The organism is Sphingobium sp. TA15 (genome assembly GCF_037101235.1).
Classification (GTDB): Bacteria; Pseudomonadota; Alphaproteobacteria; order Sphingomonadales; family Sphingomonadaceae; genus Sphingobium; species Sphingobium indicum.
Genome location: NZ_AP025355.1, coordinates 3236229 through 3259264, shown reverse-complemented (window position 1 = coordinate 3259264; position 23036 = coordinate 3236229). Strand labels below are relative to the sequence as shown.

Here is a 23036-nt window from a genome sequence, read left to right as displayed (position 1 = left end):
TTGCCTCCGTGGATGTGCGGTGAGGTTGGACATGGGACGCACCGTCACCGCGTCGGTGCGCGCCAGACGAAGCGGCCGTCGCGGTCCTCGTCGGTGTAGAGAGGGATGGCCCGCCCGATCACGGCGGACGCGGGAAGCGGCCCGAAGTACCGGCCGTCCAGGCTGTCGCGGACCTGCCAGTTCATCAGGAACAGCTCGCCGGGCGCGACGACGCGGCAGCCCTTCCAGACCGGTAAAGGATTGCCGCGGCGATCGTGATCCAGCGCGTCGCCCATCGGCACGGCGTCGACCGTAATGGCGAGGCCGGTTCGACAGACCCGCTGCCCGGGAAGCGCGGCGACCCGCTTCAGGAGCGGCACGCCGCGCGGCAGATAACCGCCATCGGCAAGGAAGCTGGCCAGCGGTTCGGGCGGGCGCACGGCGACTAGGTCGGTCACTTCGGGTGACCGGTCCGGCTCGACGCGGTAGAGACCGATCGGCGTGCTCGCCGAAGCGTTCCAGATCAGCTTCGGCGCGAACGAGACGATCGACAGGATGCCGAGCAATGACACCGCGCCCGTCGTGGTGATGGCGTAGCCGAGCCGGGTCATGCGCCGATCTCCCGGCGCAGGAGGAAGGCGCGGTGGTGCGCCGGCGTGTAGGTCCGTGGCGTCTCCCCGGCTGCGAGGCGGTTGTGGACGTGGCGCCAGTGATCGGGCGAAACATCGCCGGGATCGATCCCGGCCGCCTCGATCGCGTCGACGAGCTGGAGCACGCGCTCCACCTTCGGCCAACCGTCGACACGAAGCAGAAAGTCGCCGCCGGGCGTGACGGTCGGCACCGTCTGGCACGCCGCGCCACGCGCAACGGCGCGCATGATGTCGAGCCGCGAGAGCACGGTGCCGTGCTCGTTCGCCGCCCAGCGGACCAGCGCGAAGGTCGCACCAGGAGGGAAAAAGAGGAGCCGTCTGCGGCGATCGAGGATCTGTTCGCGCAGCTCGCGACCGAAGCGGATCCAGTGCTCGGTCTGCTTCTCGATCCAGACGAGTTCGACCTGGGTGAGGTGCTCGGACGGCTCGGCGCAAGCGCGGCCGACGCATGGGGGCGCGGCGACGAGGCCGGTCATTGGCCCTCTCCTGACCGGGGCGGGAACTCACGCTCGAACAGGGCGCGCAGCATGTCGGCGACGGTCAGGCCGCGCTGGAACGCCGCGATCTTTATACGGCCGCGCATGTCGGAGGTGACGTCGATCGTCAGCCGGGCCGAGAAGTCCTCGGCGGGCTGGCCAAGGGGGGCGTGGCGGTCGGGCGCCTTGATCCAGCCTTCGGGATCGGCGGGACGCGCCGCAAAGCTGCGCTTCGGGGACCGCTCGCTCATGCGCCGATCCCCGCGACTTCCGCGGCGAACGCGGCGATCTCGCGCGCGCCAGGGCAATCCTCGTCCTGCTCGGCGGCCAGCCGACCGGTCTGAACGACATCGGCGAAGACGATGCGCTGGCCGATGGTCGTCGCGAGCAGCGGCGGATCGTGATCGGCGAGGGTCTCCGCCGTCTCGCGAGCGAGCACCGTGCGGGCTGCGCAGCGGTTCAGCACGAAGCGCGCGGCGAGCTCCGGGCGGTAGATGCGCGCCTCGCCGAGCAAGGAGAGCATCTCGGCCGAGGCCCAGCCGTCGAGCGGCGACGGTTGCACCGGAATCAGCACGAGGTCGGCCGCAAGGAGCGCCGAGCGCATGAGGCCGGCGACGCGCGGCGGCCCGTCGATGACGACATGGTCGGCGTCGCGGGCCAGTTCCGGCGCCTCGCGGTGCAGGGTGTCGCGCGCCAGGCCGACGACACCGAACAGCCGCCCCAGCCCCTCCCGGCTGCGCTGCTGCGACCAGTCGAGGGCCGATCCCTGCGGATCGGCGTCGATGAGCGTGACGCGCTTGCCATGGCGCGCCCACTCGCCGGCCAGGTGCAGCGCGAGCGTCGTCTTGCCCACGCCGCCCTTCTGGTTGAGCAGCGCGACGATCATGACGGTCTCGCGGGACAAGGGGACTCGTCCACAGCGGCCGAAAAGCGCCGGTCCGTTAGAAAGATTCCGAAGGAATCTAGGTTAGAGAAGTTAGGGGGCGCGCAAGCTACTGATTTGGCGAGCAGAATCGACGATTCTGGTCCCCGATAGCACGAGGATCGGGTCCTCGATGGCACGATAGCGCCGGTCCCTGATAGCACGAGACGATTCACAGCTTTTCCCCAGAGCGAGTGGTCGACCGCCGACGTCGGCGCGGGATGCCGAGCGCGTCGGGCTCGGTCGGTACGAAGGACAGGATTTCGGGCCCGCCGACGCATTGCTCGATGGTCAGGCGATAGCCCGGCAGCGGCTGGCGCTTGACGATGTCGCGCAGGTCGTAGGCGAAGTGCTTGAGCGGCGAGAGGCTGCCGGATTTGGCGTGGAGGTGCGGGAAGTCGAAGCTCCAGCCGAACTCCTGTTTGCCGCCGTGCTTGCGCACCAGGCGGTACAGCCACCGCTCGAGCCCGCCGGTCAGCCTGAAGTAGGTGCGATCGATGGTGAGCACGAGCGCGTCGTCCAGCACCGCGCCGTAGAACCAGTCGGGCACGATCAGCTCGAGGCCGAGCGGCCGGCCGCGATCATCCGCGCGCTCCTTCCACTCGTTGATCCAGGAGAAGCGATGCATCCGCCGCTCGGTCGGCTGGCGGATGGACGTCGCCACGGTGGTCGACTGCAGCCGGTCCAGCGCCGCCTTCAGGCGGTCGTAGTCGCGTAGGGATACGCCGCGACCGATGAAGTTCAGAATCTCATAAGGCGTCGTCGCCATGAGGCGCGACGGGCGCAGGCCGACGTCGCGCGCTTCGACGATCTGCGATGCGGCCCAGATGAGGACGTCGGCGTCCCAGATGGTCGCCATGCCGTGCTCCGGCACCGCCTCGACGCGGATTTTGACGGAGCCCGATTTGAAGTCGATCGGCGCGAGGCGTTTCGACTTCCCAAGCGAGAAGAACGGATAGGCCATGAGGTCCTGCGCGTCGCGCGGCGCGAGATCGCCGGGCAATGCCCGGAACAGATCGAGCTGGGCGCGCTCGTCGCGTTGCTGGGGGCGGGACGACATGGGGACCGGGGTCAGCGCAGAAGGCCGCCGTTGGCCGACGCGGGCTGACGTTTGGCGGGCAGTACCGTGCCGCTGCGCGGATCCGAGGTCGAGGTGACGAGACCCCGATCCGCCCAGGCTTGAAGGTCATCGACGGAATAGACGACGCGTCCGCCGAGCTTTCGATAGGTCGGACCGGTTCCGTAGGTGCGGTGCTTCTCGAGCGTGCGTTCAGAAAGGCCGAGGAAGCGCGCCGCCTCCTGCGTTCTCAGGTAGCGTGTCGGTAGATTGGCGGCTGTCTCGGCCATGATCGCACCTCCGTGGTCTCGCGGGCGGCCGCTGCGAACGAGCGGCGCATTGCGAGCACGGTGGCGCGAGGACGGCGCCTCGGACGATGTCGAAGTAAGGATTCTAAATTCGACACCTTGCGCGGCGTCAGCGATCCCGGCGTGGTCGCCGGAGCAGCGCGAGATAGCCGCCGCGTACGAGCTTCATCCCGTCGCGGGCCATGCGGATTGTGGTTTCGCGGATCGCGCTACCGACCCACGTCGCCGCATCCTGGTCATGCTGTGGGAAGATTTGGTCGGCGATCGCGCGGTAGGTGGCGCCGGTGGCGCGCGCGTCGACGACGCGCAGCATCTGCTGCGCGCGACGCCGCCGCTGCGGCGTGATACGCGGATCAGGCGCGACCGTCTTGCCGGTGAGGGCTGCCCAGAATCGGCCGAGCGCCGTCAAGCGATCGGGCGTCAGTTCGTCGAGCGTGATGAGCGCGGCGAGCGGCTTCCCATCGCCAATCGCGGCCAGGTCGACGCTGTAGCGCTCACCGCCCAGGCGGAGCTGCGATGGGACCGCTTCGTGCGCGAAACTGGCGTGCGCCCGGATTTCCTCAACAGTGAGCGGTTCGCCGGATCTCGGTGTCGGGCCGCTGCGGAAGAGAATCACGGCCGGATCTATCTGGGCCGACCAGGAGACCGGTTGGGAAGTGGCGGGGATTTCGGGGTCGGCGGCGAAATCGCAACCCCCAACGAGAAGCGAAATTCGTCGCCGCTTCCCAGGTCATATGACCGGCTGACAGTAATTCATGATAGCCAGCGCGGTACTCGGGATTTCGACGGAGGAACTCCCAAGCGAGCTCCTCCGCATTCAACTGATCGATATAGGTATAGGCGGATTCAGACCGCCAGCTTTCTTCGTCGGGCATTTCCTACCGCCTTCCCGCCTTATCTTTGACGCGAGCGTTGCGGACGGTACGATTCCAAGTTGAGAGGCGGTGGGGAAGAACGGACTGGGATCAGCGTGATGCATGATCCGCATCACGGGGCTAGTGGAGCTGAGGTCTCAGGAGCTGTTCGAAGCCGTTCTCAGTCATCCAGCGCGCTCTCGCCAAGTGGGTGGAATAGACGAGCGACGCCCGCTCCGGATCGTCTTCGGCACTGAGACCGAACAGCACTTCCACCACGTCCTGCCAAGGCGCTCCCTGGGTTTCGGCGTCGAGCAGGCGGAGATATACGGTTGCGTGAGCCTTGTCGTAGGCCGTCAGCTCGGCGTCACCGGGTGGCTGATCGAGAAAATTGTGCTTGGTCACCTTCATCCCCCGGGGCACAGGTTCTATCCATTCTGGAGGAGATTGTTAACGCTGATTTGACCATAGCCCAGCGGCCCGGCGACTCCAGCAAGACCGAGCGCCCTGACAGTGCCGCGAGCTGTCAGCTCTCCGTCTTCGCATGAACCAGCATCACTCCCATGCCCTGGTCGGAACTCAGGAAAACGATGCCGGCTCGTTCGAAGGCTCGTCTGACCTCGTCGCGCGTGCTCTCGTAGACCTCGAGACCGCTCGGCGATTCGAGGCGCTTCAGCGCGGTCAGTGATACTCGGGCCCTGTCAGCGAGCGTCTCCTGTGTCCAACCCAGCAACGCGCGTGCGGCCCGCGATTGTCGGGCGGTGATCATGCATGATCACCTCCCACTCGGACCTACGCGCACGCCAGAACTACGACTATAATAGTCGCTCCTTCTTCGCCTGGCCACCCATTTGCCGTTCTGCGGGTGCGCGTTCGGCGAATTCGCCGCCGACTGATTCGGTCGCCTTGGACGTCAAAGGCCCCGGCCTTTCGGCCGGGGCCTTGCGCGGGGGCCTTAGTCGCCGCGCCGCCCGTTGGGGCGGGACCAGATCAGCGAGAAGGTATCGCCGTCCTCGTCGTCGAAGAGGTTGGCGTAGATCGGAGCGGTGAAGCTCGGGTCGTCGAGCTTGAGGCCCAGATAGTCGCGACCCTCGTTGGAGCGCTTGGACCAGGCGGCGCCGATCTCGGCGCGGCCGACCAGAACCCGGTGGCTGGGGGCGTTCTCGCCGGTGGCGCGGGTGTCGGGAACAATGCGCACGCCCTTGGCCTGGACGCTGAGGGTGACGATTTCGCCGGTGAACTCGTTCGAGCCGGTCTTCTTGAAGGTTCCGATGGTCGCCATTGTAAGTCTCCGTTTTCCGTATTCGAGCCCGCACCATTGCGGCCTCGATGGCGATCGACGGGTCGGAGGCGATCGACGGCGCACCCCGCAGGGGCTGGACAGCAAAGGAGGGCTTTCTTGCCTCGCGAGGAATGACGGCGCAGCCGGCAGGGGAAGAAAGTTTGACGCCGCTGTTGCGCCATAGGCGATCGAGGCTTTAGCCGCCCTTCGGCCAGATCAGGCCATTGAAGAGGCCGTTTGGAGCGGTCGAGGCACGGGTCAGATAACGGAGATGATGGCGGCCACCCTGGATCGGCAATCCGGCGCGGACAAAGGACTTGCCGGCCTTCGCTCCCTCGTCCAGGCTGCTTGCTGCATCCTCGGCTTAGACGCCACCGCAGAGAGCGCCGCGCCCGATCATAGGTCTGCCCCGAGACCGTGCAGCCGCCGGTAGCGCTCCAGCCCCGGTCGTGACCCCGGCCCAGCGTCGAACCGCGCGGCACGCTCCACCGCATCCGCCCTCATACGATGTGGATGTCTCGTGCGAACCGCTTTCCGGTCCGCCGCATGAGGCTGAGCGATCAGGCCTGTGCGAGGCTCTGGCCGGACGGGGCTGGCGCCGTCGCCATCCCCGCGACCCGCACCAAGGCGGTGACGCCGACCGCAATTGCGCCGATGACGGAGAAGGTGATCTGCCACGCGTCGGACGGCATGAGATGCTTGACGATGCCGTGCGTTGCGTGGAACCCGGCGATCGCCGCCGGGGCGACGAAGGCGATGGCCACGATCAGCTTCAGCCATAGGGGCCGCACGAACAGGATCGCGAGCTGGCCGACCGCGAGCGTGACGGCAGCCGCGACGAGGCCGGCGAGAATGGCGCCTGGCAGGCCGGCGCCGGTCCCGTGGGCCCAAGCGCCCACGGTCGCGCCAACGAAGGCCGGAAGGGCGAAGACGGCCAGGGTGAACAGCAGCCAGCACAGCACGCCGATGGCGGCGAGTGAGGCGAGGATTGCGAGAATGATCATGGTGGTGGCCTCCATGACGATAGGTCTGACGGTCGCGCCTGCCACCACCACCACGGCGCACCCGGACTATAGCGGAATATGGCCCCAGCCGGGAGCGGAAATCGCAAGCGACTCCCGCTCGGCGCGGCCTGCTGCGCCCGGTCAGGGGGCGAAGGGGTCGATTTCATGAACGATCTCCGAGGCGTCGCCGTCGTATTCGCTGGCGGGCATGACCGAGAGCGTCCCGTCGCCGGCCTGGAAGATGACGATGGCCGCCATCAGGGTGGTGGCGAGGCTGAAAGCGTAGGCGTGAGCGTCGTTGAGGGACATTTGCTGGGCTCCTGCTGGAGCGGGGGACCATCCCCCGCCGACAGGCGCCCGACGTGTCCGGCCGTGGACTGCAATCACCGCGCAGGCGCAGCCGCAGCGGCGGCATGCTCGCATAGCCGACCCTTTACGGGTTGATGGCGACAAGTCCGCGGTCGGACCAAGGATCAGCGCTGACAGGCGGAGGTGGTTCTCGCGTCAGGAACCCACATCACTCGCCTCGATGCTCTGCTCTGCTTTGCCTGCACCATGTCCCACTCGGCGCGGCTATTGGCTATGCTGCTGGCGGCAGGCTTGGAGTCGCGAGGAACGAACAATGGCGGAGTTCACAGGCAGAGACCTGCATCTCGTGAAGAAGGCCCTCGCGATCGCCGTGCTGGCCATCGAACGTCAGCCGGGTCCATTTCAGTCGGCCTCCGACCAGGCGGACATGAAGGTGCTGCTCGATGCGCTGATCGAGAACGACACCGAGCTCGCGCACTATGCGCGATCCGCCCGGATCGCCGTGACGGGCGAGCCGGATTGAAAAGCGCGTTTGCGGAAATACGCCGATACGCATCTGCGTAATGGCGACAGTGAGAGAAAAGCGAAGGCGGCGCTCACGCGCCGCCGAACTTCCAGACCGGGATGCCGAGCTTCTTGGCCTTGTCGGCAAGGTTGTCGTGGATGCCCGTTCCCGGGAAATGCATCACGCCCTTTGGCACGATCTCCAGCATCTGGTCGTTGCGCTTGAACGGCGCCGCGCGACCGTGCTTCGTCCAGTCGGGCGCGAAGCCGATCTGCGGCACGTTGCGGTTCTTGGCCCACAGCGACGCAATCTTGTCGGCGCCCTTCGGCGACTTGCCATGGACCAGCACCATGTCCGGATGCTTCTCATGCACCTGGTCGAGCTTGGCCCAGATCAGCCGGTGATCGTTGAAATCGAGACCGCCGGTCACGACGATCTTCGGGCCGGGGGGTAGCAGCACCTCCTGATCGGCGCGCTTCTTCGCCATGAGGAAGTCGCGGCTGTCGATCATCGCCGAGGTGAGATTGCGGTGGTTGACCTTCGACCCGCTGCGCGGCAGCCATGCCTTGCCGACCTGGCGTTCGTAATGCTCGGCCGCCTGGTCGCGCATCAGCTCGAAGGCGTTCTGGCGTTCGATGAGCGTCTTGCCCTCGGCGATCAGGCGCTCCAGCTCGACCGACTTCACTTCGCTGCCGTCCTGTTCCCGCTGCGCGCGCTTCTGCGCCTGCTCGTTGTCGTCGAGCTCGCGTGCGACCCGCTCGGTAGCGCGGTGGAAGAGGTTCACGGTCGACCAGAGGAGATCGTCGAGGTCGGGTTCGAGGCGCGTGTCTTCCAGCGTGACGATCAGCGCGTCGAAGATGTCGGCGACGGCGCCCGCCACCGCGTTGCCGTCGGGCAGGAGCCGTTGATCGGGTTCATCGGCAAAGGGCCGATAGCCATGAAGCTGAAGTTCGTTGAGGACATGGTCGGTTTGAGAGGATTCGTGGTGCGGTTCGAAGTCGTCATGCGCGTCCATGGGATGCTCCGTCGATTGGACCGCGACCGTCGCGGCCTTCATGGCGACGAAGCCCACGGGCCGGACGGCTCGGCACCCGGAGCGCAGCGCAGGGCTCGATGGCTAAGGCCGGCTATTTTGTCTCGCGATGGAAAGGCCCGCAGGGCCGCCGGAAAATAGTCGGCCGCCGCCATTGCCGGGCTGGCCGGCTTGTGGGCCGATCGCCCTCTCGAAGGCCGAGGCGCGGTCCCTTAGACGGATCGATGCATCCGGGCGCGCACGGCGGCGCAGCCGTCACGCCCGTTCCTTGCCGGCTATGCCGCCAACGCCAGGAAGCGTGCGACGTCCTGCGGCCCGATCTGAACCCGAGTCTGACTGCGGAGGGCAGCGCGGCCGAGGGTGCGGAGATCCTCGTTGAAGTCGCCGAGCTGGGGCGAGATGACCATCGCCTCGATCCCGGCCGCGTTCGCCCGTTCGACCAGGCTGTCCCGCGCACCATCGCCGGCCGGATCATTGTCGCGCAGGATATAGAGCCGGCGCAGTGTGTCGGGGAACAGGATGGCGGCGAGATGGGCTGCCGAGAGCGCCGCCATCATCGGCATGTCGGGCAGGACTTGCCGGATCGACAGAACGGTCTCGATGCCCTCGCCGGCCGCCATCACCTCGCTGCCGAGACCGAAGCGGACTGCATGCCCAAGAAGGTCACCCATCGCCCGGCGCGGGGTGTCCAGAGGCGCCTTGTCGCGGCGTCGCGGATCGAGCCAGGTGCGATGCGCCCCGGTGATCCTGCCACGCAGGTCGGTGACGGCCGCGATCATGGCGGGCCAGGTCTCGGTCGGTGAATAGTCGTCGGGCCGGTAGTAGCAGCGCGGATGGAAATGGAGATTTCCGGTTCCGCGCAAGTCCGTGATCGCGCGTTCGCGCAAATACGACTGCACGAGCGTCCCGGCGATTGGCTGGGACATTGCGACAAGACGGCGTGCCGCTTCCGGCGAACCGTGCGGCGCCGGGCCCTGACGCAGGAGCGCCGGTCTCGGCTCTGGCTGCGGCATGCTGAGGAAGGTCCGGGCCTCGTCGGCGACGTCCTTGAAATCTACAAGGCCGCAGCTTTCGCGTATCACGTCGAGCAGATCGCCATGTTCGCCCGTGGCGGCGTCGGTCCACTTGCCCGCGGGACCCTTGGGCGAATCCTTCAGCCGCACATACATCGAGCGGCCCGGCGTGTTGCGTACGTCGCCGACGAGCCAGTAGCGGCCCTCGCGCCGGCCTCTGGACAGGTAGTGGCGGCACACCGCCTCGGCCTGACGGCCGAGACGCTGTGCGAGATCGGATGCGTCCTGGCGAGCCATCACGCCGCCTCCCGCTCGGAGATGCGCGCCACCGGATAGGTGTCCAGCAGCTTCGCCAGCACAGCCGGACCGTTGGCGTCGGCGGGGACGAAGAAGCGTAGCTTCCATGAGATGATCTCGCTGAACAGGCCATAGGCCCGCAGCCGATCGCGCATCGCCTCGGAGAAGCCGGTGAGCTCCAGGCGATGCGCGCTCATGACCCTTGCGCGTCGAAGCTGGAGACCTTCCGCAAGGTCGAGGATCGTCGTCCCGTCCATCAGAGCCGTGAAGGCGTGCGCGGGCGACAGCGATGCCGCGCCTGTCGTCGCGGCGTTCGCGGCGTTCGCGGCCCAGGCCGGGGAGACCCGGCGGCCGATGATACGCTCGCCGGCGTCCGTCTGGAGCCGGTAGACCCGGGTCGACTCGTTGGGGAGCCGCTTCCAGATCGGCAGGAGCAGGCCAGCGACGATATGGATCGTGCTGTCGGAGAATTCAGGCAGCTCGGCGAGCTCGGCCTCCCAGGCGGCGGCGAAAGCAGCATCGGCGACTTCCTCCCAATGACTCTCGTCCATCATGCGGAGCGGCGCATAGTGCTGCTCCATCGGTCGGATGAGGCAGACGCGCCGTTCGATCTCGCCGTCGTCGAGCATCATCGACGGCGCGGGTATCTGCACGGCGGCGCGGCCGGAACGGCCGTTGACGAGGAGCCGCGCGCGGGGGTCAGCGAGATGATGGAGTGCATCGGCCAACGGGGTCGGACGGTTGCGTTCGCGCCGCATGATGGTCAGCAGGCGCGTCTCTGCGGAGGTGCCGGGATGGGTATGGATCACCTGGCTGTCGGTGACCACGAAGCTCTCCGCCTGGAGCGTCTCCAGTCCGACGTCATAGTGGCCGCTGTGGATCGCGCCCTCGATCTTCGCCGTCAGGAGCTGCTCAAAGGCCGTGAAGAGAACACCTTGTAGGTCGATGGTGAGCGCCAGCAGGCGATTGAGGAAGGTGGTGATCGGCGGCAGCTCGTCCTTGATGCCGTTGTCGTCCGTCAGCTTGAGGCCGGTGGCGGACTCGAAGCGGTCGAGCGAGCAGCCGTCGACCTTGCCGCGCACGAGCAGAAGATAGAGCTGGCGCAGCGCATCGCGGGCATATGGGCTCTCCAGATTGTCCTCGGGCCGGAACAGGCCCTGGCCCCCGGTCTGGCGTTGGCCGCGCGTGATCGCGCCGAGGGTGTCGAGCCGCCGGGCGATGGTCGAGAGGAACCGCTTCTCGGCCTTCACGTCGGTGGCGATCGGTCGGAAGAGCGGCGGCTGCGCCTGATTGGTGCGGTTGGTGCGACCGAGGCCCTGGATCGCCGCGTCGGCCTTCCAGCCAGGCTCAAGCAGATAGTGGATGCGCAGGCGCTGGTTCCTGGCGGCAAGGTCGGCGTGGTAGCTGCGGCCGGTGCCGCCGGCGTCGGAGAAGACGAGGACGCGCTTGTCATCGTCCATGAACGCGGCCGCCTCCGCGAGATTGGCGGACGCCGCCCTGTTCTCGACGGCAAGGCGCTCGCCGCGTCGGACGACGCGGCGCGACCGCCCTGTCACCTCGGCGACAACGTCCGTGCCGAAGCGCTGGACGATCTGGTCGAGCGCCCCTGGGACGGGGGGCAGCGAGGCGAGCCGTTCGATCAGTTCGTCGCGCCGGGCCACGGCCTCTCGGCTCTCGACGGGCTGGCCGTCGCGATAGACCGGCCGCGACGACAGATTGCCCTCGCTGTCCGAGAACGGCTCGTAGAGCAGGACCGGGAAGGATTGGGCGAGATAGTCCAGCACATATTCGCGAGGGGTGATGTCGACGCGCACGTCGTTCCATTCCTCGGTCGGGATCTCGGCCAGGCGACGTTCCATAAGGGCTTCGCCCGTAGAGACGATCTGGATGACGGCGGAGTGGCCGTCCGTCAGGTCCTGCTCGATCGAGCGGATCAGCGTCGGCGTTTTCATGCTGGTCAGGAGGTGGCCGAAGAAGCGCTGCTTGGCGCTCTCGAAGGCTGAGCGCGCAGCCGACTTGGCCTGCCGGTTCAGCGTACCGCTGTCCCCGGTGATGTTGGCGGCCTGCATCGCGGCGTCGAGATGATTATGGATGATGGCGAAGGCGCCGGCATAGGCATCGTAGATGCGGGTCTGCTCGGGCGTGAGCTGGTGCTCGACCAGCTCGTATTCGACGCCGTCGTAGGAGAGCGAGCGGGCCGTGTAGAGGCCGAGTGAGCGCAGGTCGCGGGCGAGCACCTCCATGGCCGCGACGCCGCCATTCTCGACCGCTTCGACGAATTCGGCGCGGTTGGCGAAGGGGAAATCTTCGCCGCCCCACAGGCCGAGCCGCTGGGCGTAGGCGAGATTGTGGACGGTGGTGGCGCCGGTCGCCGAGACATAGACGACGCGGGCATTCGGCAGCATGTGCTGGAGCCTCAGCCCCGCACGGCCTTGCTGCGATGGGGCGACGTCGCCCCGTTCTCCCTTGCCGCCGCCGGCGTTCTGCATCGCGTGGCTCTCGTCGAAAATGATCACTCCGTCGAAATCGGAGCCCAACCATTCGACGATCTGCTTGACGCGCGAAAGCTTTTCGCCGCGGTCGTCGGATCGTAGCGTGGCGTAGGTGGTGAAAAGGACGCCTTCCTCAAGCCGGATCGCCGAGCCCTGGGGGAAACGCGACAGCGGGGTGACCAGCAGGCGCTCCATGCCGAGGGCCGACCAGTCGCGCTGCGCGTCTTCGAGCAGCTTGTCGGATTTGGAGATCCAGACCGCCTTGCGGCGGCCCTGAAGCCAGTTGTCGAGAATGATGCCGGCCGACTGGCGGCCCTTGCCGGCGCCGGTGCCGTCGCCGAGCATGAAACCACGACGGAAGCGGACCGCCTTCGGCGCGTCGTCCGGCGCGGCGGTGACGAGATCGCCGGTCTCGTCCACGGTCCAGGCACCGGCGAGATATTCGCTATGGGCATCGCCAGCGTAAATCACCGTCTCGAGCTGGGCGTCGGAGAGGATGCCGTCGGTGACGATCGGCGCCGGCAGCGTCGGTCGGTAGCTCGGCTTTGGCGGCGCGACCGAGGCCATGGCGGCGGACTGGACCAGCTTGGTCGGATGCGGCTGCGCGCCGGCGATGCGGATCGACTGGAGCGCATAGGCCTCGTAGATCGAGTCCGACAGGCGGCCGCTTTCCGGGGGCGTCCAGTCGATGGTCTCATAGGCGAGCGGCACGCCTTGAACCTCAGCGATGCGGCGGGCGGGTTGGGCCGTCGCCGTGCGGGCGAGATAGCCCCGCACCGTGCGCGGGGTGGGGGCCGCCGTCGCGGCGGGACGCGCGATCGAGACCGGCAGGCGCGCGGGGATCTGCGCGCCGATCCAGCCGAGCAGCGTCGCGACATCGGGCGCGGTGCCGGCGGAGGCTGGGAACCGCTCGGGGTCGTCGGCCGGCGCCTTGTCGATGACGGTCAGGCGGGTCTCGATGGTCGTGCCGTGCTTGGCATAGACCGAACCGGCGACCGCGGCGGTGAACACGACGCGCCCACGCCCCTGCAGACGGACGAAGGCGTCCCGCCAGGCCGGAAGCTCGGGCGAGAAGTTCGCGCCGGTGATGGCGACCAGGCGCCCGCCATCGGCCAGCCGGGCGAGCGCGGAGGCGATATGCCGGTAGGCGGCGTCGGCGACGCGGCCGGAGACGTTCGCCATCACGGAGAATGGCGGGTTCATGATGACGATGCTCGGCGCGGCGGCCGGATCGAGATGGTCGTCGATCTGGGCCGCGTCGAAGCGCGTGACGGACACGGCCGGAAAGAGAGAGGCGAGAAGATCGGCGCGGGTCTCAGCCAACTCGTTGAGGATGAGCGATGCACCCGCAGTCTCGGCGAGGACGGCGAGCAGCCCGGTGCCGGCGGAGGGCTCGAGCACACGGTCGGCCGGCATGAGTGCAGCGGCCGTCATCGCAGCGAAGCCGAGCGGGACCGGCGTCGAGAATTGCTGGAAGGCCTGGGCCTCCTCGGATCGGCGGGTATGGGTCGGGAGCAGTCCGGCGATCTTGGCGAGCGCGGCGAGCCGCGTAGCCGGCGATGCGGATTTGCGGAAGATCGCCTTTCCGTATTTGCGCAGGAACAGGACCGTGGCGGCCTCGCACGCGTCGTAGGCGGTCTTCCAGTCCCAGGCGCCGGCTGCGTCGGACGCGCCGAACGCCGCCTGCATGGCGGTGCGCAGCGTCGCCGCGTCGACCGATCGGCCTTGTTCAAGATGCGGGAGGAGATGCCGGGCGGTGGCGAAAACGGCCGCAGCAGGAGCGCAACCGGAGACAGACAGAGGCGTGGCGGCCGGTTCGGCCGCGACAAGCGGAGCTTGGAGCATGGAGGTCACTTTCAGGAGAGCGGGACACGGATGAGCCGCGTCGGCGCTCTCTCTGGACCGGACGGGCTCAAACCCGTCCCGGCCATCCTCTCACTCTGACTTGGTGCCCTCCGGCGCGGCCTTGCCCTGACGGATGGGGCTCGATGCCGGCGGACCGCGTCATGCCGCGCGGGCGTCGAGAGCGTTGCCGTGGTCTTGAAGGTGATCGGCCATCGCGAGGAACCGACGTCGATCCTCAGCGCCGCGTTTGACGCGAAATGAGGCGTCCACGACATCGTTGACGCGCACCCATTGGTTCCAGGCGAAACTCCGGCCGAGGCCGACCGTGGTCGCGGTGCTGGGGAAGCGATCGGCCGAGCGGACGAGATCTTCCCAGGAGGCCCCGAACTGCACCTCGCTGAAGCGGCTATGCCGTCCTGTCAGCGCGTTGCGCTCCAGGACGAGGGCACGCTCGAGAAGATCGGGATAATGGGCGGCCAGCCAGTAGAGCTCCCAAATCTTCGATGCTGGGCAGAAGAAGCAGGCCGACTTGATCGGCACCATGTGCGCGCCAAGCGTCTCGGCAATGACGCGGATGCAGTCTGGGCGATCCCATCCGAGCATCTGGAGCGGATAGGCGTAGTCGAAATCCGCATCCGCGGCTGACAGGCGTCGTGACCGCCGCAGATCGGCGCGCCCGCAATCATAACCGATGAGCTTTACGATCCGCGCGCCGCGGCGAGCGGCTTCCAGCCAGATCGAGTGCGGCTCGGCCGCGTTCGGGCCCGATGCGGCGCCTTTGATGGCCTGGTCCTGAGGCTTCTGCTTCCACTTGATCGAGCAGGACTTCAGCCCGAAGGCCAGCGATGGGAGGGTCTCATTGGCCAGGCAATTGCCATAGAGATCGCCATAGGCGGTGCCAGGAAGAGTTTGCTTCCGGCAACGAACGATGGCCGGCCAGGACCAGCGCGCGAGCACGGCGTCCATCCGATCGAGATGATCGAGCGTCGGGGGCTTTTCCGCGGAGGTGTCGGCGAAGGTGATGATGTGCGGGCGCAGCCCGGCGAGCTTCAACGCGATGAGCATGGCGGTTGAGTCGACGCCGGCGCCATAACAGACGGCAAGCAGGCGGTCGGCGAGCGCAGCGCGCAGCCGACGGCGTTGGTCGAGCATAAGTGGCATGTGCGGCTCCGGAAGGGAGAGCGGTGGGAGGGCGAGCCGGCTCCTCGCTCTCTCGACGGGCGGGCTCAACGCCTCCCCGCCGATCCTCTCGCTCTGGCGTTCGCGGAGCCCGGCTCGCCGCGCAGCCTTTCGGCGGCGAGGTGGGAACGCTAGACTTCGCCAGGAAAAGAAACGGGGGCGGCTCGCCGCATGCGAGCTGGTCCCGCAGGCTGGAGATCGGGAGGCGATATGAAAGGCAGCGCAATCGGCATCACGGGGGCGGTGTGCCTGGTGATCGGATTCGGCGCGGGCTTCGCGCTCCGGCCGGTGCTGTCACCCGTCGCGGCATCGCCGGCAGCGGCGGCCGGCGTGGCGCAGCCGACCGAGGAAGAGGCGACCGCCGCCGTGCGGCGTCATCGCCTCTTCACGGGTACCTCGCTGGCGAACGCGACGCTGAAGCTGGGGGACTGTTCTCCGGGCGGTGTCGGCCCCGGGGTGACCTGCATGACGCAGCTCGTGATGGACCCGACCCGTCCCAACGCGACGCCGCAGAATCGGCCGATCGGCTTCGCCCGCGTGAACGGTCAGTGGGAGGTGGCGGTCTGGTAGGGCCGGCTATCCGAACCGGCGCCCGCTGCCGGTGAAGGTGTAGCCATTGGCGAGGATCGCTTCATCGATCACCTCATCCGAGGTCAGATAGTTATATTCGCGTTCGAGCTGGCGATAGAGCCAGCGCGCGAGATCGCGCAGCGGCTCGATCACGAGGTCCTCGGCGTCCGCCGTCATGTCCTGCCAGGTCGGGCTGTCGCGCTCGACCGCGATCGCCATGCAATATTCGTGATAGTAGCGGTCTCGGTGCGTGATGCTCACGCGGAGCTGATAGAAGTTGCGGCGCTGAACCGCCTGAAGCGCATCGGCGATGCGGTGAAGGTCCGCGTCGTCGGGCGCGTGGTCGCGGATGCGGCGCGCGGCGCCTCTGGCGTGATGGTAGCGGCCCTCGAAGCAGGCGCCGTCGCCCTGGTTCCAGAAGCCGGAGAAGTAGATGCACGGCTGCTGCCGCGTGCCGCCGCCGTAGAGGCGCACCGGCACCGTGCGCAGCTCGACGCCGAGGATGGCGCAGATGCGCTCGAAATCGTCGAACACGAACTCGAACCAGTCGTGGTCGATGCCGGCCTCGCGATACCAGGCGCGGGCCCTTTCCTTCGCCGCGTCCGAAAGCTCGTCGAGGCGATAGACGGTGGTTTCGACGATTTCAGGCATCGGGATCGCCTCCGTCGAGCACTTCGGCGAGCCAGCCATTGGTATAGGTCCATGCGAACGTGGCGCCGGTCGCGAGATCGAGGACGTGCGCGCCACCGCCGAAGGCGTTGACGCGCGGGCGCGAGCAGGTGTTGGCGTATTGAAAGCCCCATAGCCCCGTGAGGCCGAAGGCGGCGGCGCAGCGCCTGACGAACTGGATCAGCCGCTCGGGGTCCCCCGTCATGTCGTCGCGCATCCAGAGCTGGGTGCCCCCATGCTCCGGTTCGATGGAAAGGAGGAAGCCGTCGGAGGGCGGCTCCTCCGATGCTCCCTCCTCGGAGAGCGCGTTGTAGAGGTCAAGCGCACGGGCGGCGTTGTCGGGCGTGCCGACGTCGAGCAGGCACGAGAAATGAGTGAAGTAATCGGCCATGTCAGGCTCCTTGAAACGCAAGTGCCCGGCGCGATGGCCGGGCTTCGGAGTTGCGGGTCGATGGGTGAGGATCAGGCGGCGGGCGGCCTGTGGATCCGGTCGTCGTCGAACTCGATGTCCTCGATCACGGTTTCTCGGCCGTCGCCCGTGCAGCGGTCGATGAAGGCGATGACGCCTTCCCGGCGCTCGTCGGTATCGATGTGGTCTGGAGAGGCCGTCGACTCCACGACGACGGCGGCCGCCGTCTTGGCCTTCTCGATCGCTTCCGCGTCGCTCGCGGCCTGGACGGTCAGCGTGTCATAGGCGCGAAGCCAGAAGCCGATCTTGACGATGTAGTCGCTCATGACGGGCCTCCCGCGTCGGGATCGCGCGCACCAGCGACGATCGCATTGGCCTTGCGGACGGCGGACTGCGCCGCCGGCAGCCAGCGCCCGAAGTCATGGGCGGAGAGGCCCGTAGGCTGAGCGACCGAGGAAAGCTGCGCGAGCAGCTCGGCGAAGTGGTCGGCCTTGCGCTGGACGGTTTCATCGAACTGGCTCGGAATAGGCAGCAACGGCACGCTGTAGGGATCGACCGCGCCGGGCCAGGCGCCGGTGACATGGGTCTCGCCGGCGCATTCAAAGTCTTCCCTGGAACCCTCCCAGTCGTCGTCCTCGATGGCAAGGCGGCAGGCTTCGGCGAGGCTGTTCGCGGCGTAGCGACGCTGCCGATAGACGGGAATCCGGTAGCTGGTTTCGATGGTGAAGCTGGGCATGCTGATCTCCTGAAACGAAAGGAGCCCGGCACGGGGCCGGGCTCGTGGGTCGCATGGCGGTGGCGACGGCTAGTAGCCGAACCGCCAGGACGGCCAAGCTTGACCGTCATCGGCGGCGCGAACGGCCTCGGCGAGATAGACGGCGTCGCCGTCGACCGCGATCGGATCGCGGACAGGCGTTTCGTCGATGACAGTCACCCGGCAGACGAGGCCGTCTTCGACTTCGACGTGGACGGGTACGAGATACTGGAAGACGACGCGGCGGGGCGTCGTGGAATCGGGCTGATCCATGGTTCGGTCCTTCGGCCAGGGAGATGCGGAGCGGCCGAAGCCGCCCCGCTGGTCCGTCACTCGGCGGCGGCGAGGTGGCGTTCCTCGTCGTCCGCGTCGGTCGAGACCTCGTCCTCGTCGTCGCCGTTGAGGAATGCCGGCAACGCGGCGCCCTCGTCGTGCCCAGCCTCGCTATCGGCGGCGAGTTCGGCGTCGAGCAGGCGGAGCGGCTCGGGCAGCCAGCCGGCATCCGCCAGCAACCGCTCGGCCTCCTTGGCCATGTCGCCCTTCTTGAGGTGATCGATGAGCTGCGCGGCCTGCTCGCCGGCGCCCTCGCGCACCGCCTGCAGGATGCGGGGCTTGGTGACGCGCCCGAGATAGTTGTCGACCGTAGGGCGCCAGCCGACGTCCACCATGTCGAGCCCGGTCGCGCGCGCCAGACGGTCGGCCTGCGCGAGCCGCATGTCGAGCGTGTGCTGCGAGACGCCGCTGGAGCTGTGCGGGTTCGGCCGCTCGTAGAGCGCATTCACGCCAAAGCTGACGCAATGCGCCAGGAGCGCCATGCGGCTGGCGTCGTCGAGGCTGGCGAGCCAGTCCCAGAGGGCTTCGTCGTCCTTCGGAACGTCGGCGGCCCAGGCATCGTGACGGTCTTGCACCGCGCGCGCGGAGGGGCTGTCCTTCAGGTCGGTATCCTGAACGGGGAAGTAGATATCCCTCACCGACGCCTCCAGGGCGCCGTTATACATGCGCGTCATGAACCTGTCGGAGACGAGCTTGTGGAGCAGCGCCGTCATGGCGATGTGCGGATTGTCCGCCACCGCGTTGCGCAACGCGAGCGTCCGAGACGCCGTCAGCTCGACGATCAGGCGCTCGTGGAGCGGCTTGATCGCGTCCTCCTCGTCGTCGTCGGGCTCGGCCGACTGTCCGCCGATGGTGATGACGGCGCGCTGCACGGCCGGCGACGCCGGGTCGTTGGCCGCGCCGGACGCGGCCGGGGCATCGTCGCCTTCGGGCTCCGCCGGAGCCTCGTCCTCGGGACGGACATAGCCGCAGTCCACCGCGAGCGATCCGTCGGCGTCGATGCTGATGAAGACGCCCGCGCGGGCGATCTCGGCGGGATCGTAGATCACCGGACGCTGCTCGAAGGCGTCGAGCGCCTGTTCGATCTCGCCGAGCCGCTGATCGATCTCGTCCGGCAGTTCGTCGGCTTCCGCATATTCGGATTCGAGCCGATCATATTCGTCGCGCAGAGCCTCGCGCGACGCGCGCTCCTCGTCGGTCAGATCGATCGTCTCGCCGGCCAGCTCGCGCAGCCCGTGGTCGTGGCCATAGGGGAAGCTGACGGCCACCTCGATCCACTTCCAGCCCTCGGCCGCGATCGTCTCGGCCTCGGCCTTGAGCTTTTCGGCCACCAGGCGATCGAGAAGCGCCGCGTCCTGCAGCCAGCCGCCGTCATCGGCCTGGAACAGGTCGCGGACGATGCATCCGCCTGCGGCCTCATAGGCGGCGACGCCGACGAACAGGGCGCGCTTGTCCGAGGCCCGCACGGTGGTCTCGTTCAGCATGCGCCGGATCTGATAGGGCTCCTTCGACCAGCTCTTGCTGATCGCCTCCCAGACCTGTTCCTGGCGGGCGTGATTGTCGGTGACGGTGAACGCCATGAGCTGCTCCAGCGTCATGCCGTCGTCGGCATAGACGTCGAGCAGAGTCGGCGAGACCGCGGCCAGGCGCAGGCGCTGCTTGACGACCTGCACGGTCACGCGATGGGCGGCCGCGATGTCCTCCTCGGGCGTGCCCTTGAGGCGCATGTCCTGAAAGGCGCGGAATTCGTCTAGCGGATGCAGCGGCTCGCGATCGGTGTTCTCGATGAGGGACACTTCCTCATCGAGGATGGGATCGCCGGCGGGGCGGACGACGCACGGCACGAGGGCCGTCTTGGCGAGCCGCTTCTGCTTCACCAGCAGCTCGAGAGCCCGAAACCGGCGACCGCCGGCCGGCACCTCGAACAAGCCGGTCTCCTTGCCCTCCTGATCCACCACGGGGCGGACGCTGAGGCTCTGGATGAGGCCGCGACGGGCGATCGAGACCGCCAGGTCGTCGATCGAAACGCCGGCCTTCACGCGCCGGACGTTCCTCTGGCTCAGCACCAGCTTGTTGAAGGGAATGTCGCGCGCCGGCGACAGGATGATCTTCTGAACAGTAGTAGCCATCGGGATTTACTCCGCGACGGGCGGTCGAGAGACTCTCTCTCAACCTCCAACCCGTCACGAAATCCCGGCCCTCCTCTGCCTCTCTTCTGCCGGCGCGGCGACCGTGATCCGGCAGAAGATATCGCCGCCGGACGTCCTGTGGCATAGGGCAAGGGCGACTATAATAGTCGCCGTGGGCGCCGGCATTGGGCGGGCGCCTTTCAGCACGAGGGTGGTGGGACGTATCGAGCAGGATGGTCGTCGCGTCACCACAGGCCGGCCGGGCCGTAGCGCAGGCGGGTCGCGGGAGATGTCATGAAGACGGCCATTGCCGAGGAGCGGCGCTCAGCGCCCTGGGGTTGGATCAGGAACTTCGCGGGATGGCGGCCACGACGGCATCGCGTATCGAGCGCCGATCGCGCGCTCATTTGCGCCCAGGGCAAGGCGTTGACGCTGCTGCTCACCGCGCTCCAGGCGCGCGGCCATCTTCAGGTCGGCGAGTTCGCCGATATGCTCGGCGTGTTCAGCGTCGTCGTCGGAAAGGACGACGATCTCGAAGGCGATATCCTGGCGGTCTGGGCGGCAATCAGGAAGGAGAGCCTGTAGGGACTGGCGCGCAGGCGCTAAGCCGGAAAGACGTCATTGCGTCTCTCCGGCCTCCCGGGTCCTGCCGCTATTCAAACCCGTCCGCAGAGCGGATTGACGCGTCGGACGATGACGGGACGCGTGTCGGCCGCCTGCGCGAGCCGCCGGATCAAAGAAAGATCCGCTTCGGAGCAATCCCCGCGCACCTCGATGTCGACCCAGTGGCCGGCCCGACCGACATGGGAGTCGCGCAGGCGATGATTGGACGAGGTGTAGAAGCTCTCGTTCGGATCGATCAGGCGTACCCGCGACGTCAGGAAGAGGATGCCGGAGCCGAGATTGCCGCAGAAGAGCAGCTCGTCGGCCGGGGTCGTCTTCGGCCCGCCGCCGACCGACTTTCGTCCGATCTGGCGAAAAGCCTCCTCGAAAGTGGCGGGATTGGCGGTGATCCGCGCCTGGGTCTGTTGATGAAAGAGCCATGGCGGGCGATCGGGATCGAGACGGCCGATGGCGATCTGATGGAGAAAGTCCGCGAAACTCGCGGGGTCGGCGGGGTACGGGCAGGTACGCCACAGGGCGCGAACCTTGCGCCGGAGCGGAGCGGGCAGCGCGAAGAGCCTGGCCCGGGCCTCGCGCCAGCGAGCCGCGCGTTGACGGCGCTGTTCATGCTCGCGGTCGATCCACCAGACATGACGGCGGGCCATCTCCTCGTCGACATCGCGCTGGCCGGCGGCGATCGCGTCGGCGAAGAGCGGCAGGGCGTCGCGCTCGCGGCGCTGCTTGCGGAGGAGCGCCGCGCGTTTGCGCGGCGTCTCCCGATAGGCGGTTGGGCGCGGCCAGCGACGGAAGCGCATCATACGTCCTCCCGGCTGGCGTGATGAACCGCATGAAGCACGCGCTCGGCGGCTCGAATGCTCCCGGTCCTGCGCGCCGCCTCGGCCCAGGCCGAGATCGGGAACAGGCCCTCGAACAGGATGTCGCGCTCGATGCCGAGGCCGAACGGCAGGCGCACCGCCGCGAGTTCCGACAGGCTGAACGACCCGAGCTCAGGCTCGCCAAGATCGGCGAGACCGAACAGGGTGTCGCCGTCGGCGTCGAGTTCGGTGGCGAGCCAGACGCCTTCGCCCAGCGGGTTGAAGAACTTGACCACGGGCATAGGGTCGGCGTCCGCCTGCCGGCCGTTCGCCAGCAGGCGCTGGCGCAGCTCGGAAGTGAGGAGGATCATGCCGCCCTCCTGTCGGTCGAAGGTGCGGCCTGGTCGTCCGCGGGCAGGAAGGCGAGCAGCCAGTCGGCCGCCTTGCTCGCCTGGCTGGCGGCGCGGACAATGGCGCGATTGTCCTCGCGCAGCACCTCCAGCCAGGAGCCGATATAGTCGGCATGCCTGACGGTCGGCACGATGCCGATCGAGGCGCAGCAGAAGGCGGCGTTCATTTCAGCCACATATCCTGACAGTCCAGCCCTAATGTGACTTCTACCGCAAATTTTCGGGGCGCTTATCATGCGGCGATCTCCTCAGGCTGGGGCTGCTGGGCGTGCATCCAATCGGCGGCCGCCTGCGCCTTGCTGGCGGCGGTGAAGATGGCGCGAGGGTCGTCTTTGAGTGCGCGCAACCACGATGCTACGTAGGCGGCATGATCGGCCCGCGGATGGTGAGCGATCCTGAGGTCGGCGAGTACGAACGATGCGGTCAGTTCAGCGCAAATTTCCTCGATCGCCAAGCTGTCGCGCTTGAAACGTTCGGCAAAGTTGCGGTCGAGCCGGTGCTTTGCCCCTGTGGCGTGGGCCGCCTCATGCAAAAGCGTGCCCATCTGTGCTGATGCATCCCGAAACGAGGCAAAGGTCGGCATGAAGATGTGATCGAGGTCGATCCGGTAGTGCGCATCGTAGGCGCCCTCGGTGATCGGGATCTTGAGGGCCGCGACGAAAGCTTCGGCGTGCCCGAACCGCTCGCCCTCGGGTAGAACTGCGACAGGTGGGGGTTCATAGCCCTCGACCTGGGCGAGGTTGAACACGGTGAAGGCCCGCGCGAACATGCGGCCGGGTCCGGCTTCGCCATCGTCATGATCATCATCGGCGCGCGATGCGGCCTGTTTCCAGAACACAACCGTCGTTCCGCGTTCACCTTTGCGGACCTGTGCGCCAAGCGATGCCCACTGGCGATAGGTCCCCCAAAGACCGCTGGAATAGGCAGCCGCTTCGGCTGCGATCCAGAGCGCGAGCACGTTGACGCCGCGATAGCGGCGGCGAGAGGTGACGTTCTGCGGCCTGGTGGTGGCAGCGCCATCATGGTGCCAGGGCATGCGCCAATCGCCGGCCCCGGCTTCGATGGCAGATACAATCTCGGTGGTGATGCGCGAATAAACGTCGGCTCGCGGCGTCGCAGGGTAGGATCGGGACATGGCA

Annotated in this window: 28 protein-coding genes and 1 pseudogene; 3 read left to right on the top strand and 26 right to left on the bottom strand. The window is 67.5% G+C overall.

The features are described 5' to 3' along the window. Positions 1-44 precede the first annotated feature (44 nt). The 12 genes from Sj15T_RS15975 to Sj15T_RS15920 form a co-directional block, all read right to left on the bottom strand. Entirely contained in the window at positions 45-590 is a 546-nt protein-coding gene (locus tag Sj15T_RS15975; protein ID WP_013041721.1) for a S26 family signal peptidase, read from the bottom strand. Next, positions 587-1105: a DUF2840 domain-containing protein gene (locus tag Sj15T_RS15970; protein WP_013041722.1), complete on the bottom strand. Its 519-nt coding sequence runs from the start codon at positions 1103-1105 to the stop codon at positions 587-589. The genes Sj15T_RS15975 and Sj15T_RS15970 overlap by 4 nt, the downstream gene beginning before the upstream one ends. Then, on the bottom strand, positions 1102-1356 hold the full coding sequence (locus Sj15T_RS15965) for a hypothetical protein (RefSeq protein ID WP_013041723.1): 255 nt from the start codon (positions 1354-1356) through the stop codon (positions 1102-1104). The genes Sj15T_RS15970 and Sj15T_RS15965 overlap by 4 nt, the downstream gene beginning before the upstream one ends. Next, complete coding sequence (gene parA, locus Sj15T_RS15960; protein WP_013041724.1) at positions 1353-1991, bottom strand: ParA family partition ATPase; 639 nt, start codon at positions 1989-1991, stop codon at positions 1353-1355. Before parA ends, Sj15T_RS15965 begins: the two co-directional genes overlap by 4 nt. Before the next feature lie 208 nt (positions 1992-2199). Next, on the bottom strand, positions 2200-3087 hold the full coding sequence (locus Sj15T_RS15955) for a replication initiator protein A (protein ID WP_013041725.1): 888 nt from the start codon (positions 3085-3087) through the stop codon (positions 2200-2202). Between the two features lie 11 nt (positions 3088-3098). Beyond that, positions 3099-3374 carry a helix-turn-helix domain-containing protein gene (locus Sj15T_RS15950; RefSeq protein ID WP_013041726.1) on the bottom strand — a complete coding sequence of 92 codons (276 nt, stop codon included), beginning with the start codon at positions 3372-3374 and terminating at the stop codon, positions 3099-3101. 127 nt (positions 3375-3501) lie between these two features. Next, complete coding sequence (locus Sj15T_RS15945) at positions 3502-4008, bottom strand: DUF2285 domain-containing protein (RefSeq protein ID WP_013041727.1); 507 nt, start codon at positions 4006-4008, stop codon at positions 3502-3504. Between the two features lie 379 nt (positions 4009-4387). Continuing rightward, entirely contained in the window at positions 4388-4657 is a 270-nt protein-coding gene (locus Sj15T_RS15940; RefSeq protein ID WP_021223117.1) for a DUF2285 domain-containing protein, read from the bottom strand. 115 nt (positions 4658-4772) lie between these two features. Next, positions 4773-5015: a helix-turn-helix transcriptional regulator gene (locus tag Sj15T_RS15935; protein ID WP_013041729.1), complete on the bottom strand. Its 243-nt coding sequence runs from the start codon at positions 5013-5015 to the stop codon at positions 4773-4775. Positions 5016-5201: 186 nt separating this feature from the next. Next, a complete protein-coding gene (locus Sj15T_RS15930; protein WP_013041730.1) occupies positions 5202-5528 on the bottom strand; it encodes a DUF736 domain-containing protein in 327 nt (108 codons plus the stop codon). Positions 5529-6088: 560 nt separating this feature from the next. Continuing rightward, entirely contained in the window at positions 6089-6532 is a 444-nt protein-coding gene (locus Sj15T_RS15925; RefSeq protein ID WP_013041732.1) for a hypothetical protein, read from the bottom strand. 141 nt (positions 6533-6673) lie between these two features. Then, entirely contained in the window at positions 6674-6841 is a 168-nt protein-coding gene (locus Sj15T_RS15920) for a hypothetical protein (protein WP_021223113.1), read from the bottom strand. A 313-nt stretch (positions 6842-7154) separates the two neighbouring features. Here Sj15T_RS15920 and Sj15T_RS15915 point away from each other — a divergent pair, with 313 nt between their 5' ends. Next, entirely contained in the window at positions 7155-7364 is a 210-nt protein-coding gene (locus Sj15T_RS15915; RefSeq protein ID WP_013041735.1) for a hypothetical protein, read from the top strand. Between the two features lie 73 nt (positions 7365-7437). Here Sj15T_RS15915 and Sj15T_RS15910 read toward each other — a convergent pair whose 3' ends face one another. From Sj15T_RS15910 to Sj15T_RS15895, 4 genes are all read right to left on the bottom strand, one after another. After that, the gene (locus Sj15T_RS15910; RefSeq protein ID WP_013041736.1) at positions 7438-8361 is read right to left on the bottom strand and encodes a DUF2493 domain-containing protein; all 924 of its coding nucleotides are present in this window, start codon (positions 8359-8361) and stop codon (positions 7438-7440) included. Between the two features lie 293 nt (positions 8362-8654). Next, positions 8655-9689 (bottom strand): toprim domain-containing protein, encoded by a 1035-nt coding sequence (locus Sj15T_RS15905; protein ID WP_013041737.1) that lies wholly within the window; start codon positions 9687-9689, stop codon positions 8655-8657. Next, complete coding sequence (locus Sj15T_RS15900) at positions 9689-14026, bottom strand: strawberry notch family protein (protein WP_013041738.1); 4338 nt, start codon at positions 14024-14026, stop codon at positions 9689-9691. Before Sj15T_RS15900 ends, Sj15T_RS15905 begins: the two co-directional genes overlap by 1 nt. Before the next feature lie 159 nt (positions 14027-14185). Further along, positions 14186-15187 carry a hypothetical protein gene (locus tag Sj15T_RS15895; protein WP_013041739.1) on the bottom strand — a complete coding sequence of 334 codons (1002 nt, stop codon included), beginning with the start codon at positions 15185-15187 and terminating at the stop codon, positions 14186-14188. A 228-nt stretch (positions 15188-15415) separates the two neighbouring features. Between Sj15T_RS15895 and Sj15T_RS15890 the strand changes: the two genes are divergently transcribed. Beyond that, complete coding sequence (locus Sj15T_RS15890; protein WP_013041740.1) at positions 15416-15775, top strand: hypothetical protein; 360 nt, start codon at positions 15416-15418, stop codon at positions 15773-15775. A 6-nt stretch (positions 15776-15781) separates the two neighbouring features. Here the strand turns inward: Sj15T_RS15890 and Sj15T_RS15885 are convergent, their stop codons facing one another. The 6 genes from Sj15T_RS15885 to Sj15T_RS15860 all read right to left on the bottom strand — a co-directional run bounded on the left by Sj15T_RS15885 (position 15782) and on the right by Sj15T_RS15860 (position 20069). After that, complete coding sequence (locus Sj15T_RS15885) at positions 15782-16426, bottom strand: hypothetical protein (RefSeq protein ID WP_013041741.1); 645 nt, start codon at positions 16424-16426, stop codon at positions 15782-15784. Further along, entirely contained in the window at positions 16419-16835 is a 417-nt protein-coding gene (locus Sj15T_RS15880) for a hypothetical protein (RefSeq protein WP_013041742.1), read from the bottom strand. The genes Sj15T_RS15885 and Sj15T_RS15880 overlap by 8 nt, the downstream gene beginning before the upstream one ends. Positions 16836-16906: 71 nt before the next feature. Further along, positions 16907-17179, bottom strand: a complete 273-nt coding sequence (locus tag Sj15T_RS15875; protein WP_013041743.1) for a hypothetical protein — start codon at positions 17177-17179, stop codon at positions 16907-16909. Next, complete coding sequence (locus Sj15T_RS15870) at positions 17176-17589, bottom strand: hypothetical protein (protein WP_013041744.1); 414 nt, start codon at positions 17587-17589, stop codon at positions 17176-17178. Before Sj15T_RS15870 ends, Sj15T_RS15875 begins: the two co-directional genes overlap by 4 nt. 69 nt (positions 17590-17658) lie before the next feature. Further along, positions 17659-17880 (bottom strand): hypothetical protein, encoded by a 222-nt coding sequence (locus Sj15T_RS15865; RefSeq protein ID WP_013041745.1) that lies wholly within the window; start codon positions 17878-17880, stop codon positions 17659-17661. Positions 17881-17936: 56 nt separating this feature from the next. Further along, on the bottom strand, positions 17937-20069 hold the full coding sequence (locus tag Sj15T_RS15860) for a ParB/RepB/Spo0J family partition protein (RefSeq protein WP_013041746.1): 2133 nt from the start codon (positions 20067-20069) through the stop codon (positions 17937-17939). 294 nt (positions 20070-20363) lie between these two features. Between Sj15T_RS15860 and Sj15T_RS15855 the strand changes: the two genes are divergently transcribed. Continuing rightward, positions 20364-20654 (top strand): hypothetical protein, encoded by a 291-nt coding sequence (locus Sj15T_RS15855; RefSeq protein ID WP_013041748.1) that lies wholly within the window; start codon positions 20364-20366, stop codon positions 20652-20654. A 71-nt stretch (positions 20655-20725) separates the two neighbouring features. Here Sj15T_RS15855 and Sj15T_RS15850 read toward each other — a convergent pair whose 3' ends face one another. The 4 genes and pseudogenes from Sj15T_RS15850 to Sj15T_RS15835 all read right to left on the bottom strand — a co-directional run bounded on the left by Sj15T_RS15850 (position 20726) and on the right by Sj15T_RS15835 (position 23032). Then, positions 20726-21487 carry a hypothetical protein gene (locus tag Sj15T_RS15850; RefSeq protein WP_021316399.1) on the bottom strand — a complete coding sequence of 254 codons (762 nt, stop codon included), beginning with the start codon at positions 21485-21487 and terminating at the stop codon, positions 20726-20728. Then, positions 21487-21858, bottom strand: a complete 372-nt coding sequence (locus Sj15T_RS15845) for a DUF2958 domain-containing protein (protein WP_013041750.1) — start codon at positions 21856-21858, stop codon at positions 21487-21489. The genes Sj15T_RS15850 and Sj15T_RS15845 overlap by 1 nt, the downstream gene beginning before the upstream one ends. After that, positions 21855-22073, bottom strand: a pseudogene (locus Sj15T_RS15840) (zincin-like metallopeptidase domain-containing protein); the annotation flags it as partial. The pseudogene Sj15T_RS15840 and the gene Sj15T_RS15845, both read right to left, overlap by 4 nt. Positions 22074-22129: 56 nt before the next feature. Continuing rightward, on the bottom strand, positions 22130-23032 hold the full coding sequence (locus tag Sj15T_RS15835; RefSeq protein WP_013039035.1) for a zincin-like metallopeptidase domain-containing protein: 903 nt from the start codon (positions 23030-23032) through the stop codon (positions 22130-22132). Positions 23033-23036 lie beyond the last annotated feature (4 nt).